Origin of the sequence: Acinetobacter johnsonii ANC 3681, assembly GCF_000368805.1 — a bacterium.
GTDB classification, from domain to species: domain Bacteria; phylum Pseudomonadota; class Gammaproteobacteria; order Pseudomonadales; family Moraxellaceae; genus Acinetobacter; species Acinetobacter johnsonii.
In genome coordinates this window covers 346,750-362,815 of record NZ_KB849704.1, presented here as the reverse complement: position 1 = coordinate 362,815, position 16,066 = coordinate 346,750, and the positions used below count along the sequence as shown (strand labels likewise).

The window sequence follows — 16,066 nt, the reverse complement described above, 5'->3', positions numbered from 1 at the left end:
TAATTGAGCAAAAATACTTTAAATAGATGAATATTTCAGTAATTTGACCCAAATACTTGATGTGCTTTATGAGCAAAAATGATCGAATGCAACAATTTCATACAAATTAGACGGGTACGTTCAGAATTTTTTAAAGATTTTTATCATTTTTTTGACAGGAAATTCTAAATATCATTATTTTTTGATTGTATTAGACGAAAATGCTCTCCTAAGAACAGGTCATGCTATTTTCTATGTCTTCATCTTCTACTCATTTTTTATGCAGTCTTTTCTCGCCTGTTTTGGGCTTTTGACCCAGCTTCGTATACAATTTCTGAAACGATGCATCTATTTAGCTCAAGCACGATGTAAACGTCTTTCTGAAAAAAATATTTCCTCATCAAAGGCTCATTATGAATACTTCTTTCGACATCAGTCGAGACAAATCTCTGCTCTGGCTGATGGCAATTGTCTGCGGCTTATGTGCAGGGGCAAACTATTATTGCCAGCCTTTGATTTCCTCTATTCAGCAAAGCTTTCAAGCACCAGAAGAACAAGTGGCTTTGACCGTGACCTTTGCTCAAGTTTCCTATGCTTTGGGTTTACTGTTCATTGTGCCCTTAGGCGACATGCTGAACAAAGCCAAACTGATTCCATTACTGATGTTTGGAGCATCTGCTGGACTGTTTATCTGTGCGACATCCACCAACTTATCGATGCTCTGGCTGGGTACCATTATTACGGGACTCTTTTCTGTCGCAGCACAAGTGCTGATTCCTTTGGCCACGATGGCAGTCAAACCTGAAAAAACGGGAGAAGTGGTCGGTTTCCTTATGAGTGGCTTATTGGTCGGGATCTTACTCTCGACCAGTGTGGCTGGATTACTCTCCGACTTATGGCACTGGAAAATGATTTATGTGCTGAGTGGCATCGCCATGTTTGCTTTGGCCCTTCTGATGAAAGGAAAACTGCCTCAACTACCAAAACTCAAAATCACCTATTTCGACATTTTCAAGTCAATGGGGAGTCTGCTACAACAAGAGCCTCGTTTGGTGTTTCGCTCCATCACAGGTGGATTTGCTTTTGCAGCCATGAGCATGCTGTTTTCAACAATTGCCTTACTGTTAACCTCTGAGCCATTTCAACTTTCCGATGTTTTAGTCGGAGTGGTAACTTTGGTCGGTGTATTTGGGGCACTCTCCACTCAGTGGATTGGTAAATGGGCCGATCGCGGCCATACCCTGCTTTTGACTTGGGTCGGCTGTGGGACTTTAGCCCTCAGTTGGGCCTTCCTATACTTAGGTGGAAGTTCACTCATCAGCTACATCATCGGTTATGCACTGATTAACTTAGGACTTGCAACTACACATAGTTGTAACCAAAACGTGATTTTCCGTTTACGCCCCGATGCGAAGTCTCGGGTGAACTCCATCTATATGACCTTATATTTTATTGGCGGCGCGTGTGGCTCAGCGCTGGGTGTCTATGCATGGCATCACGGCGGCTGGAGCAGTACGTGTTTAGTCGGTATTACACTGGTGATAATGGCGGGTGTCTTTGCTCTGCTGGATACCCTGTACAGCAAAAGACATGGTATTGCTTAACCCTCAAAAAGGCAGTTGACTGAGTAAACTGTCTTTTTATTTGAACACTTCATTTTTAGCACTAACTGACCTGAGCCACTGGGTAAAAAGGTTTGCCCAAATCGAGACTATCGGCATTATCCAAAGCTATGTACAAAAATGCGGGGAGCAAAGCCGATAAAATTTGACAGCCATCTTGTAGCTGCTTGCGGTTCAATGAACTCTTATAGGTTGAACCACCATGCATCAGTTGATTTCTCAAGGTATATAAACGGTTAAACAGTACAAGTAAAATATCGACCGAATGCTTCTGCTGTAGCGCTTTCGCCACTTTCTTCTTTTCCTGTTCAAGCTGAGCCTTACAGACATCTAAACCAATTTTCTTATTTTGATAGTCCCAATACCCTTGATAGGTGTATTGGTTATCTAAGAGCATACGAATGGGTTGACTAAATTTGTCCCATAAAATGCTATAAATTCTATGATCGGCATCATGCTGGCAAATTAAATGTAAGAACTGACGTAAACTCTGTTTGTCCTGACTTTGACCCAAGTCTTGTGCATATATCGCATTGAAAGAAATCCAGAGGCTGATAAATTGCAAATCGGGATCATGATCGAGCAGGAATGCTTGCTTTAACCAACTCAGCCCACGATGTATTCTCAGATTAAACTCATCACTCTGTTGTACTTTTTTAGTTTTAAAAATTTCTTCTAAAAGCAACATCGGCTTTTCCTATACTTTATTCTTCTATGTATTCAACATACTGAATGATTAAGCTAAATTCAATTCAATCCTGCTAGGACATAGTGATTGATAAATCCCGCTAGTTCAGTGTGAATGTTCTATCGAAAAAAAACATTCTGTTTTCTATATTTCAATGTATCTAATGAATATTGGCTGCTCCTCTTACCATTAATTATAAGTTCTAAGCTTGATAAAAGCAGATAATACCTCTCAATGAATGTATTCCATTTTTGTGATAGTATTGCGTGCTATCGGAAATACCTGAATAAAAATGAAGCATCGAGTTTCATTTTTCGTCCACTCCCAAAGATCCTCCTATCGGTAATGAATGCATTTCAGCTCATTACATTGTGCTGTATCGTGCTCAATAAATGGATTGACGCTTTGGCTTTGCGACATCTGATTTTCATGTAATTTCCCACATATTTCTTTGCACCGCTTCTGCTCCAATACATATGTTAACTATGTCTTTGCCGCCAAAGCTGATAAACACTGATCAAGAGTCTGATTTTTTTAATGAATACTGACAAAAACATTGAAACCCCTCAATCTCCACGTATCAGTGTTGCACCGATGATGGATTGGACGACCAAAGATTATCGTTTCTTTGCCCGCTTATTTAACCCGAATGTCATCCTTTATACCGAAATGGTGACCACTGGCGCGATTCTGTTTGGCGGTGCAAATCGCCATCTCGACTATAACAATGAAGAGCACCCGATTGTGCTACAACTCGGTGGCTCAAATCCTAAAGACTTAGCCACTTGTACCAAAATGGCACAAGACTGGGGTTATGATGAAGTCAATTTAAATGTCGGCTGTCCAAGCGACCGTGTACAAAATAATAAAATCGGGGCCTGCCTCATGGCAGAACCTGACCTCGTCGCTGAATGTATTGCTGAAATGCAAAATGCCGTGGAGATTCCAGTCACGGTAAAGCACCGTATCGGGATTGATGACATGCATTCTTATGAAGAAATGCTACATTTTGTCGATACAGTTGCGAAAACGGGCTGCAATAATTTTATCGTACACGCACGTATTGCCTTGCTTCAGGGGCTTTCTCCGAAAGAAAACCGTGACGTTCCCCCACTGCGTTATGAAGATGTCTACCGTTTAAAGCAAGAACGTCCAAATCTATTGATTGAGATTAATGGCGGAATCAAAACCTTTGCAGAAACGCAAGAGCATCTCAAACATGTTGATGGTGTGATGATTGGTCGTGAGGCCTATCATAATCCCTATCTTTTGGCTGAACTTGGTCAATTATGGAATTTGGATCTGCCTGATCGTTTTGAAATTATCGACCAAATGCTGCCGTATATTGCAAAGCGTATGCAAGAAGGGGCACCATTGTCGATTATCACTCGTCACATTCTAGGCTTATTCCAAAATCTTCCAGGTGCACGTAAGTGGCGTCAGGCTTTAAGTGGTGGTAATGCAAAAAGTTTTGCTGATGTCGAAAATGCGATTATCAACATTAAAGATGCAATGCAACGCACTGAAGATTATTTAAAAGAACAGTCGGTCTAATCGCAATTGAATATTTACATCATTCAAAAATTTTGCGCCATGCCAATCTGTTGAATCCAACGATGATCTGTACAGATCATCGTTGCAAACGCTGCAGCAAATATTCAGCACTTTTCTGTATCACCTGATCTGCATTTTTACGCCACGCCATCACCACATCGGACAAACTATTTTCAGCCTCCAGAGGAACTAGCCTCACCTGCTCCGGCAAAATCTCTGTAAATTCTTCAGGGACAATACAAAGCCCAATATCAGCAGCAACCAGCTGAAGTTGGGATACTTTACGGGACTGGATAGGCGCTTGCTTTGGAGTAAAACCCGCATTGAGGCAAAGGTTTGAAACTAAATAACTCAGCCCACCTCGTTCAGCATGTGGTGTCGAGACAAAACTTTCATGTCTTAACTGCTGAATTTTGATAATTTTCTCTGTGGCTAAAATATGACGTGGGTGCAAGGCTACATATAATGGCTCATGATAAAGCTTTGCCACCTGTAACTCATCAAAGTGATTTAAAACAGGTGGACGAATAAAACCGACGTCAATATTACCCGTCTTGAGCGCTAGAACCTGATCTTCTGAAGATAAAGTATTGAGTTCAAAATGGACCCCGAGATGCCTTGAGGCTTGATCAAATACTTTGACTTTTTCCAAGCTCATTATAATAGTACTTGAGTGTGCAATTTTAATGAGTCGATTTTTTCCATTTGCAATATCTTTAGAGTTTTTAATAATATGTTCTAAATTCAGTACATTATTCTTAAGCTGAATATAGAAAAACTGCCCCGCTTTAGTCAGCTTTATTTTTTTATCAACCCGATCAAAAATTTCAAAGCCAACTTCCTCTTCTAAAAGCTTGATCTGTCGACTCAAAGCTGATTGAGCAATAAATAACTTTTCAGAAGCCGCGATAAAACCGCCCTCTTCGACAATTTTAATCAAATAATTAAATTGCTTGAGTGTTGCCATTATCATCTCAAAATTAGATCAACCCTTATTTATTCTATATTAGATTAGATCATTTAATTTAACTAGACTTTACTTAAAGAAGCTTAGATATGAGAAAGATCATGGGAATATCCAAACAAATATTGGTGTTAATCTGTATTCTCAGCACCTTGGTTTTACTCCATCTTTATGATGGTTTTATCAAGAAACAAACGGGGAAAAATAAGCATCCAATCGAATTGACATCCTTAGAAGACTGATTAGCGCAATACTTAGGTCATACTCATTATGCTTTCCACACGTTAATTCTCAGTTGCTCATGATCTCTGCTGAGTCAATCGAAATATAGTATTTCAAAAATAGGTTATTCACGTATGCAAGATTTCACTAAAGCACGCTTGTCTATATTGGTAACACATTTGATTGTTTCAGATTTAAAATCATAATGATAGGAAATATATTTTCCTGTAATAAGCTCACTGACGAAGGGTTCTTTTCTAAAATAAGCCGTGGTTATACAGTGGTGTAAATCAGGCTTAGCATTGACTTTGATCTGTTCAACAAATTGACTTTGCTGACGAATTTGATCCTGTAATTTTAAAATACGATTCATATTTTGAAATTCTACAGATTGAGCAATCTGTTGTATATTTTTAAAATGACAAGCTTTCATTATATCATCATGATACTGATGCATTGACCAAACCAATAATGACTGTATATCACTCATCATTTCTTTGGCTTCATTGACCTGTTTTAAAACATAAAAATGACGAACGGTTGAATAAATAGCATATACAACGCCACAACTCAAAATGATCCCTAAAGCCACTATTTTAAAATCAAGTTTGAAACGCTCAGAAAAATGAGTCATGGAGTTGCTTTATCCCGTTATATTTTAAAAGTGCTTCAGGCGAACTCTTCTTTTAAATAAGAGCTTAACTGGTAAATTTACTCAGAGCACGCCAGTATTTGTCTTTAAACAAACTGACCTCTATTTCAAAGTTGCCTTTATATTTTTCAATCACTTGATCAATAACCTTGGATGGTTTTCTAAACTCTTTACACGCAAAATATATAGTTCTTAAGTGATTACCCGTTTCACGACCTATATTTAAATAGCCATCCACATCCTTAAGCTCTTGTAATAATGAATCTTCTATCAAATCCATCAGTTCATAATCTGTAGACGTAGGCATACCATTTGAATGCTGACCATCATAGGAGATTTCTATCAGCATCATCCACGGATGCGAAGCTTTTTGATCCCATGTTAAAAGTGTGCGATTTAAAGTCGCCAGCAACGGTACACCTTCATTGGTTTCACCTTCCAAACTGACAAATTCATCGGCATCCGTATTTGAACGGGTAATTTTGTCTAATCTTGAAATTTCACTACTTTTTAAAATTAAAATGTTTTTGAGCAAGTGAATCGGTAGCAATTCGTTTTCGGCATCTTGCTTAGACTGGACAGAAACATTGTCCAATTTGGTGACCGCATCATACTCGCCCAAATAGTTATCGAGAAAAATATACACAGCCTGTAAAAACGCATCGTTTTCAGCTGCATTATATTTATCATGTACCACGACCAGATCAATCTCATCGGGATACTCGGCTTGCTGATTAAAATAAAAAGACAAAGTCTGCTGACTAAACTCATAGCCATGCATATTAATCCCGACTTGATGAATATCGCTTTCAGGTTTAAGCGCAGTGAACTTCCACCCTGCAATCTCAGGTGCAGCTGCAATCAGCTCTTCCACAAAAACAATATTTGGAATGATGCCATCGGGGGTAAGAATTAATTCAGCTGTTTGTGAAGTTAACATGCCCGTCAGAAAAAAGATGCCGCTATGGACTTTTTCCAGTTCAGGCATCAGTTGATCAAAGAAATCTCGCTCGATTTCAGTTTTACTGCCTTGATTCACAATGTGGTGAAAATGCTGTTGATGCTGCTGAAACCATTGCCAAAATGCAGTATATGCATTTTCATTCGCAGGCGTTTTTTGTTTTTGAGAACCCCATAATTTTTTTAAAAAGCTCATTTTTCTTTTCTCTTTTTTCTATTGATTTCAATATTTTTTGTGGTCTATGGACTGTATCAATATATCGATGTATACAGTCCAATTAAACCTAAAACAGTCTTATTGTTTCGCTTTCATTCCATCTAATTTTTTCAGCACTTCCGCCACTGCCACCATCGCAAAGCTTGAAGTCACCACCACCGCAGAACCATAGCCACCACAGCGTAGGCCTGCACTTGGACACACATCTGCACTGGAAAATGGATTATCAATCGAATAGACACAGCTAATGCCGAACTTTTCTTTTGGTTTTTTACAAATCCCCATGCCACGCAACTGGGTTCGAAGCTTTGCCAACATGGGATCTTGTTCGGTTTTAGACAAATCAGCCACTCGGATTTTCAATGGGTCGAGCTTACCACCCGCTCCCCCTGAAACAATCAATGGGATCTTATTAAAACGACAGTGCAACATCAGTGCTAATTTAGCTTTGACGTCATCAATACAATCTAAAATTAAGTCTGGTCGATGTTCTAAAATTTCTTTGACGTTTTCTGGGGTTAAATAGTCATCGATCAAATTGATTTTGATTCGTGGATTGATGGATCGACAACGCTCGGCCATCACTTCAATTTTTTCATGTCCCAAGGTTGAACTCATGGCTGGCAGTTGACGGTTAATATTCGAAGCCGCAATCGAGTCCATATCAACCAGTGTTAATTCGCCAATGCCTGTACGTGCTAAAGCCTCTACTGCCCACGAACCTACACCACCAATTCCAATCACCATCACATGACTTTTTTCATAATATGAAAAGGCCTCGTCTCCATAAATTTTGGCTACACCAGCAAAACGGCGGTCATATTCATCATGTTGCAGATCAGTCATGCGTACATCTATATCGGTAAAATCGTGTTCATTTTACCTGAATACGACCTTGGATTGAATGTATCGCTACAAACAATAAAGCCCTGCTACTGACAGGGCTTTATTTCATTGAGATTAGGCTGCAATTAAATTACGCAGTACATAATGCAAAATGCCGCCAGCTTTAAAGTATTCCACCTCATTCAAGGTATCAATACGGCACAACACTTTGAACTGGATTTGGCTGCCATCTTCTCGAAGCACCTGAATTTCCAAAGTTTGATGCGGCTGGATATCATCCGACAGTCCATGAATCGAAAGCACTTCACGACCTGTCAAATTTAAGGATTGGCGCGTTTGTTCATCGACAAATTGCAATGGCAATACTCCCATACCAACCAGATTCGAACGATGAATGCGTTCAAAACTTTCGGCAATCACCGCTTTAACCCCCAATAAGTTCGTGCCTTTGGCAGCCCAGTCACGTGATGAGCCTGTACCATACTCTTTCCCAGCAATAATGATTAACGGCGTATGTTGCTGCTGATAAAGCATAGAAGCATCATAAATCGGCAAGGTTTCTCCTGTTGGAATATAGATCGTGTTCCCACCTTCTTCACCGCCGAGCATTTCATTCTTAATGCGGATATTGGCAAAAGTGCCTCGCATCATCACCTCATGGTTCCCACGTCGAGACCCGTAAGAGTTGAAGTCTTTGGGTTCAACCCCTTGCTGTTGCAAATAGCATCCTGCGGGGCTGTCTTTCTTGATATTACCCGCTGGGGAAATATGATCGGTGGTGACCGAGTCTCCAAGCACAGCCAAAATACGTGCCTGTTCAATATTGGTAATCGGTTTCGGTGGCTGACCAATCTCTTCAAAAAATGGCGGATGGCGAATATAGGTTGAATTCTCTTGCCAAGCATAGGTCTGACTTTGAGGAATCTGAATCGCCTGCCATGCTGCATCACCATCAAATACTGCGGCATATTCTTTATGGAACATCGCGGTATTCACGCTCTGTAGCGCATGATCAATTTCAGCCTGACTCGGCCAAATATCTTTCAAGTAAACCGCTTGCCCATCTTTGCCTAGACCAATCGGTTGCGTGGTCAGATCTGTACGGATATTGCCCGCCACACCATAAGCCACCACCAAAGGCGGCGAAGCCAACCAGTTGGTTTTCACCAAAGGATGCACACGCCCTTCAAAGTTACGGTTGCCTGAAAGCACTGAAGCAACATTCAGATCATGGCACTGAATGGCTTCTTCAATGGGTTCAGGCAGTGGTCCAGAGTTACCGATACACGTGGTACAACCATAGCCAACAAGGTTATAACCCAACTCATCCAAATACGATGTTAAACCTGCCGCAGCCAAATAATCGGTCACCACTTTAGAACCGGGCGCAAGCGAACTTTTCACCCACGGTTTACGCTGTAGACCTTTTTCAATGGCTTTTTTGGCAAGAAGTCCTGCAGCCAACATTACACTTGGGTTTGAGGTATTGGTACATGAGGTAATGGCTGAAATCACCACATCACCATGATTCAATGGATAGGACTTTCCATCAATAGTGCAAGATGGCTCCTCATGCGGTAGATTGGCTTTTTTAGCTTCAACAGCTGTGCCACCACCTTCATTTTCTAAACGCTCTTTGGCTTCTTTGGCTGGCTTGAGATTTAGTTCCATCAAGTCATGAAAAGTTTTAGGTACATCTGACAGCAAAACACGATCTTGCGGACGTTTAGGGCCTGCCAAACTGGCCTGCACTGTACTCATGTCCAAGCTCAAAGTATCGGTAAAAACGGGTTCATCACCTGCATTTCGCCATAATCCCTGCGCTTTACTATACGCTTCAACCAAATCAATCCGTTGTTGCTCACGACCTGTCAACGCTAAATAGGCCAAGGTCACATCATCAATCGGGAAGAAACCACAGGTTGCACCATATTCAGGGGCCATATTGGCAATAGTTGCGCGGTCAGCCAAAGGCAAGTCGGCCAAACCATCGCCATAGAATTCAACAAATTTACCAACCACACCTTTTTGGCGTAGCATTTGTGTGATGGTTAAAACCAAATCCGTTGCGGTAATACCTTCATTGAGTTTTCCTGTGAGTTTGAAACCGATCACTTCAGGAATCAACATGGATACAGGCTGCCCGAGCATCGCCGCTTCAGCTTCAATCCCGCCAACACCCCAGCCCAGCACGCCTAAGCCATTGATCATGGTGGTATGTGAATCTGTTCCCACCAAGGTATCAGGGAACGCAAAAGTTTGTCTCTCATCCTCCCCTAGCCATACCGCTTGAGCCAGATACTCTAAATTGACTTGGTGGCAAATTCCTGTACCGGGCGGGACAACGCTAAAGTTATTAAAAGCTGATTGTCCCCAGCGTAGGAATTGATAACGCTCACCATTGCGTTGCATTTCAATTTCGACATTTTCAGCAAAGGCATCTTTATCCGCAAAATGATCGACCATCACGGAATGGTCAATCACCAAATCGACAGGGGACAAAGGATTAATCAAATTCGGATCGCCACCCGCTTGTGCCATTGCGGCACGCATGGCAGCCAAGTCAACCACAGCAGGAACCCCTGTGAAATCCTGCATCAACACACGTGCAGGCCGATATTGAATTTCCTGATCAGAGCTTCTGGTTTTTTGCCAATCGACTAGGGCTTGAATATGCTCTACTTTTACACTTTTTTGATCTTCAAAACGGAGTAAATTTTCGAGTAAGACCTTTAAAGACTTGGGTAAATGATCAATATTACCCAATGTTTGGGCGGCTTGAGGGAGGTTAAAAATTTGATAGGATTTTTCACCCACCGTGAGTGTTTGTAATGCATTGAAACTATTGATTTTGCTATATCTGGCCATTCGGTTGCCCTCCCAGTATTGGCGAATTTATTTATTATGATGTTCTTTCTTTAATGTAAGCCTGTTTAGAAAAGAATGTGTTCCCTTTTGGTTATCTTATTTTTATCGAGATTATTGTCTTATTCTTCTAAAATTTTAAATGCAACGCAGCCAATGAGTTCTGCCAGAGTTGAGTTGCTAACGACCGCTCAGACTGATCCAGTGTCTGTGCGAGACTCACCAAAACATAAGGTAAATTCATCGGCGTATTGCGAGTGCGATGCTCGGTCGATGTTTGACAACACAACGGCGTCATATCTGGACAGTCCGTTTCAATCACCAAATGTTCACTACCAAGTACTTGCACCACTTGATGCAATTTTTTGGCATTTGGATTGGTGATTTGCCCTGTCACCCCAATTTTAAAACCGAGTTTGACCAAGGCCTTGGCTTCTTCCACCCCACCACTAAAGGCATGAGCGATACCACCGAATTTAAATTTTTGGGCTTTTAAAATGGCAATACTTTCTGCATGTGCTTTGCGAATGTGCAATAACACAGGTTTTTGATATTGCTTAGCAAGTTCCAGTTGTTCAGAAAAATAAGATTGCTGCTTGGCGAAAAGTGCAGGCTGTTTATGTTGCTTTAAAAAGGTGTCTAAACCAATTTCACCCACAGCTACGCAGTCCTGCTGCTGCAAAACCTGCTCTAAACGTTGTAAGTGTTCAGTCTGATGCTGTTCGATATAAAACGGATGTAAACCAGGGGCAAGATAAGAGCACGGAACATTCTTCCAGCTTTTTAATTGCTGATGGGTCTGAATCAGCGCATCAAATCGTGATTCCAAGAAACCAATTAAGACGAGTGCATCGACCCCAACACGTTTTGCTTGCTCGGCCAAATGTTGACGATCAGTATCAAAATCGGCAACATCAAAATGAGTATGGGTATCAAACAGAGGCAAGCTCATGCTTGATTAGCTCTTGGCTTCTGAAGCAGCCTGTACGCTCTGTTTGGCTTTGGGTAAATACTCAGGCTTTAAAATTTTCTGGAGTTGATCATAGCCAAGAGTTAAGCGCGGTAAACCCACCACATAAGGGCCAATTTCATACTCGCCATATTGCAAAATCAGACCTTCAGTGCCCAAGTAATAATTGTTACTCAAGCTAAACTTCCACGCTTGCTCATATTCATCGACATTGGTCGCTAACTTAGAGTCGACGACCCAAGCACGAAAGGCTTCATGCGCTACTCTATTTAACGCCGCCTTCTGATTCGGCAACAATAGATCATCCAGACTCACCAGCTTTTGCTGCTTCAAGTCAAAATTATAATAATGCTGTGATGATGAACCATGTGCACCGCCTAAGTAGCTGCTGGTGTTCAACACCACCGTGGCCAAAGGATCTTTGGCATTTAGAATTTTCGGCTTAATCATCAAACTAATTTGATGATTCGAACTTAAGGCTTTCAACTCTTGATCTAAACCCAGAAAAGCAGCCAAATAAGGTTGAACTTGTTTCTCTAGTTTCAGTTTAGGCGTGAGGACTTGGCCCACTACCGCAGGTTCAGAACTTGCCGCCACAGCACTTGATGCCTCGGTAGCAGAACTGCTATGCATAGGCGAAATATCAATAATCTGCGATAAATCTTTCACAATTTGTTGATCAATAAAATCATCAATAAACGCTTGATTACTTTGCAAACGATCAATGTTTAATTCTGGGCAAGCATTGCCATCACATTCAGGTAATTCGAATTGTAATTTTTCGGTGTCACCGACCAGCTTTAAGGCTGTTTCTATCTCTGAAGCCGCTGTGGTTTGCGTTGCAGGAGTTTGAGGCTCTTTATCTTTTGGTTGGCAGGCTGTCAAACTGATTGCAGCTGCAAGTACGCTGATTGTAAATATTGTTTTGCTTTTTAACATAAATAACCTATTACCTTGTGAAGCCAGCTCTTGCTTTGGCCAATGCACTAAAACAACTGGGTATAGACATCGGCTTTTAATACCTGTTGAGTTTGTGCTTTCGTCAAATAAATATCAAGCTGTGTCCCATCTTTTACAATCTCATGAGTCCGATAATGTAAACCGATGCCCTCTTGGTCAAAAAACCAATCTGCTTGCCCCCAGTACAACTTCGCTGGTGCAGATTTTCTCACGTCAGGTTCTTGTTTCTTCAACCAGTCTTGATACGCTTTTTGCACCAACACATTCATCGCCAGTTGCTGTTTCGGGTGAATTAAATCTAATAATGCCACCGCTTTTTGGTTTTTACGATCCGCAACAAAGAAATAATAACGTTCCTTAACATTTACATTCTCTTGATTGGTATCAACCCCAATTTGCATGAGCACAAACTGATTGCGCTGATACGGTATACGGGTATACATCGCCAAGCTATAAGCCTTGTTACCTTTAAATTCGGCTTGCCATGTATCCGACTTTTTCACATAGGCATTAATGGCTTGCTGTAAGTTCATGTCTTGTTTTAAGCCAATTTGATCTTGAATCACTCGAGCCTGACTTTTGGCAATCCATTGGTTTAACCACGGATCTGCCGTTGTTAGACTTTGCAGATCTAATTCAATACAATTCTTGGTTTCACAAAATGGCTGTGCAATATCAGCCGCTTGTTGCTGAATATTTAAATACGGTAAGACCTCAGCCTGCTCTGTTTTAAATACCGAGCCTTTGGCATCTGCATCTGTCTCAGATTGTTTAGAGGAGTCACATGCCGTCAATAAGACAGTCAAACTCACCAATGTTGTATAAATAGCCTGTTTCTGCAACATGCGTCTTCCATGAAATTCATGATTAAAATAAAGTATCTTGCATAATAAAACAGCTTCACGAAGAAGCTGTTTTATTTTTTAACATCCCGATTAGTGTTCGCGGGTATTGCGGAACACGATGTCTGGATAGCGCTCTTGCATCAGTTGTAAGTTCACACGACTCGGTGCCAAATAGGTCAAGTGACCACCACCATCTACCGATAGTTGATCATGTGCTTTTTTCTTAAATTCATTGAATTTTTTGTCATCATCACATGACACCCAGCGCACAGTGTTAATGCTCACAGGCTCGTAGACGCAGTCGACTTTGTATTCTTCTTTCAAACGGTATGCCACCACTTCAAACTGAAGCACACCTACCGCACCGACAATCAAGTCATTGCTATTTTGCGGCATGAAGACCTGTGTTGCACCTTCTTCTGAAAGTTCTTTTAAGCCTTTTTGTAACTGCTTCGATTTCAATGGATCTTTCAAACGTACACGGCGGAACATTTCAGGGGCGAAGTGCGGGATGCCCGTAAATTGCAATTTTTCACCTGAGGTAAAAGTATCACCAATTTGAATCGTACCGTGGTTATGTAAACCAATAATGTCGCCCGGCCATGCTTCTTCTAGATGCTGACGATCACCAGCTAAAAAAGTCAAAGCATCACTAATACGCACATCTTTATCTAGACGCACATGCTTCATTTTCAAACCTTTTTCATATTTGCCTGAACAAATACGCATAAAGGCAATACGGTCACGGTGTTTCGGGTCCATATTGGCTTGAATTTTAAAAACAAAGCCAGTAAAACCCTCTTCAGTTGCTTCAACCAAACGATTTTCTGTTGGGTGTGCTTTAGGTTCAGGCGCATAGTTGCTAAATGCATCTAACACATGGTCTACACCAAAGTTACCTAATGCTGTACCAAACAATACAGGCGTTTGACGACCCGCAAGGAACTCTGTGCGGTCTAAAGGCTCATTGGCCATTTGCACCAACTCTAGAGACTCTTCAAATGCCGCCCAAGCCAGCTCACCGACTTTTTCACGTAAGTCTGGATAGTCATAACCATCACGGACTTCGATTTCGGTAATGGTTGAACCAAAACCTGCTTTATACACATAAAACTTTTCTTCGATCAGGTTAAACACCCCAGCGAAGTCACGACCTGTACCAAGCGGCCAAGTGATCGGCACACATTTGATTTTGAGAACGTTTTCAATTTCATCCAACAGCTCTAAAGGCTCACGGATTTCACGGTCCATTTTGTTCACAAATGAAATGATCGGTGTGTCACGCATACGACACACTTCCATCAGTTTCACAGTACGATCTTCGACACCTTTTGCACCATCGATCACCATCAAAGCTGAATCGACCGCCGTTAAGGTACGATACGTATCTTCAGAGAAGTCTTCGTGTCCCGGCGTATCCAGCAGGTTGATCATCTTGTCTTTAAATGGAAACTGCATTACAGAGGTGGTGATCGAAATACCACGTTCTTTTTCCATTTCCATCCAGTCCGAAGTGGCAGCACGGTCCGATTTACGGCTTTTCACCATACCTGCAATCTGAATGGCCTGTCCCCACAACAGTAATTTTTCTGTCATGGTGGTCTTACCAGCATCGGGGTGGGAAATAATAGCAAAAGTCCTACGAGCCGCGACTTCTTTCGCCAATTGATCTTTAAACATAAGAGAAATCTTCAATAGGTACACGGTGTTGTACACAACTTATGGATGTGTATCCAACCCGTAAAGTGATAACTTAAAATTGGCGCAATTGTAGCAGATTTATGAATGAGATTTTATTGATAATTTTCCCTTAACCCATCAGCTTAGTACATCGCATTCGTCGTCCATTCGGATGCTTTCCCGCTCTAGTAGTGGGTAAGAATAGAACGCTAGTGCTATCAGCTACAACCTAGATGTACAGAAACATGCTTGATCCGATCTGAACGTACACTTAATCACGCTGTACCCAATGACAACTTGGGGCAACACTTCCGTTGCCCCTCATACATCAAGCATTATTTTGTCTTGTTTAAGCCTAATCTGAGGTCATTTTATAAACTTCATTCAAACTCTGGATATACGAAACTATATTTCCCTGTTTTTATACGTTCTACTATAGCAAAAGGGGGCATAACCACACCTATTTCTGCTTTACGGTTTTCTCCCTCTAGATTTCCAACATATGTAAATTCATCATCATTAATGTGCCATACAACCCAATTATGAGAAATTTTTATTGGTTCTTCCCCTACCATAACACCATAATCATCTGTGTCTCTGAATAATATTGTAGAAGTTCCACCCACATCAGATATGTTTCCAACTTTTTCCCAAAGATTCATTTTTATGCCAAACTTAGTGACACAATGCGCATAAAAATCGATATCATCATTAACGATATCCAATAACGTAGGAGTTGCATGGATAGGGTACACTTTTTTAAATGCTCTGATCACATCACTATTTAATTGTGTTAAATCAAAAGCAATGAGCTGGAAATATTTTTTCACCTCATTATCCAACTTTACAGAAAAAACATCACCAACCTTAGTCACTACTCTAACCATAATTATTTAATTCCAAATGTTCCCAATGTTTTGAACTGATTGAATTGAACAGCTTGGTATACGGACAACAGGACACTAAAACGAATAGATTCTAAAGAATACATAAAAAGCCGATATCACTAGATAGAGGATTTTGCGAACACTGCTTATTTTTT

General features: G+C 41.0%; 13 protein-coding genes. 2 read left to right on the top strand and 11 right to left on the bottom strand.

Annotated features, from left to right (window positions below):
* Positions 1-392: 392 nt before the first annotated feature.
* Positions 393-1,583, top strand: coding sequence for an MFS transporter (locus F946_RS03940; protein WP_004979124.1), 1,191 nt, complete (start codon positions 393-395; stop codon positions 1,581-1,583).
* A 61-nt stretch (positions 1,584-1,644) separates the two neighbouring features.
* Here the strand turns inward: F946_RS03940 and F946_RS03935 are convergent, their stop codons facing one another.
* On the bottom strand, positions 1,645-2,289 hold the full coding sequence (locus tag F946_RS03935; protein WP_004979121.1) for a HEPN domain-containing protein: 645 nt from the start codon (positions 2,287-2,289) through the stop codon (positions 1,645-1,647).
* A gap of 537 nt (positions 2,290-2,826) precedes the next feature.
* Here F946_RS03935 and dusA point away from each other — a divergent pair.
* Positions 2,827-3,843, top strand: coding sequence for a tRNA dihydrouridine(20/20a) synthase DusA (dusA, locus tag F946_RS03930; RefSeq protein ID WP_004979119.1), 1,017 nt, complete (start codon positions 2,827-2,829; stop codon positions 3,841-3,843).
* Positions 3,844-3,919: 76 nt separating this feature from the next.
* On the opposite strand, the gene F946_RS03925 is transcribed toward dusA, so the two are convergent.
* The 10 genes from F946_RS03925 to F946_RS03880 all read right to left on the bottom strand — a co-directional run bounded on the left by F946_RS03925 (position 3,920) and on the right by F946_RS03880 (position 15,911).
* Complete coding sequence (locus tag F946_RS03925) at positions 3,920-4,810, bottom strand: LysR family transcriptional regulator (protein WP_004979118.1); 891 nt, start codon at positions 4,808-4,810, stop codon at positions 3,920-3,922.
* A gap of 343 nt (positions 4,811-5,153) precedes the next feature.
* Positions 5,154-5,663: a hypothetical protein gene (locus tag F946_RS03920; RefSeq protein ID WP_004979114.1), complete on the bottom strand. Its 510-nt coding sequence runs from the start codon at positions 5,661-5,663 to the stop codon at positions 5,154-5,156.
* A 64-nt stretch (positions 5,664-5,727) separates the two neighbouring features.
* Positions 5,728-6,837 (bottom strand): DUF695 domain-containing protein, encoded by a 1,110-nt coding sequence (locus tag F946_RS03915; RefSeq protein WP_004979111.1) that lies wholly within the window; start codon positions 6,835-6,837, stop codon positions 5,728-5,730.
* Between the two features lie 99 nt (positions 6,838-6,936).
* The gene (locus F946_RS03910) at positions 6,937-7,704 is read right to left on the bottom strand and encodes a tRNA threonylcarbamoyladenosine dehydratase (RefSeq protein ID WP_004979109.1); all 768 of its coding nucleotides are present in this window, start codon (positions 7,702-7,704) and stop codon (positions 6,937-6,939) included.
* Positions 7,705-7,818: 114 nt separating this feature from the next.
* Positions 7,819-10,572, bottom strand: coding sequence for an aconitate hydratase AcnA (acnA, locus tag F946_RS03905; protein WP_004979107.1), 2,754 nt, complete (start codon positions 10,570-10,572; stop codon positions 7,819-7,821).
* Positions 10,573-10,699: 127 nt separating this feature from the next.
* Entirely contained in the window at positions 10,700-11,515 is an 816-nt protein-coding gene (locus tag F946_RS03900; RefSeq protein WP_171065383.1) for a TatD family hydrolase, read from the bottom strand.
* A 12-nt stretch (positions 11,516-11,527) separates the two neighbouring features.
* Positions 11,528-12,478: an RsiV family protein gene (locus F946_RS03895; RefSeq protein ID WP_004979103.1), complete on the bottom strand. Its 951-nt coding sequence runs from the start codon at positions 12,476-12,478 to the stop codon at positions 11,528-11,530.
* A gap of 47 nt (positions 12,479-12,525) precedes the next feature.
* The gene (locus F946_RS03890) at positions 12,526-13,344 is read right to left on the bottom strand and encodes a hypothetical protein (RefSeq protein ID WP_004979100.1); all 819 of its coding nucleotides are present in this window, start codon (positions 13,342-13,344) and stop codon (positions 12,526-12,528) included.
* Between the two features lie 90 nt (positions 13,345-13,434).
* Entirely contained in the window at positions 13,435-15,024 is a 1,590-nt protein-coding gene (locus F946_RS03885) for a peptide chain release factor 3 (RefSeq protein WP_004979098.1), read from the bottom strand.
* A gap of 380 nt (positions 15,025-15,404) precedes the next feature.
* On the bottom strand, positions 15,405-15,911 hold the full coding sequence (locus F946_RS03880) for a hypothetical protein (protein WP_004979097.1): 507 nt from the start codon (positions 15,909-15,911) through the stop codon (positions 15,405-15,407).
* Positions 15,912-16,066: the final 155 nt, after the last annotated feature.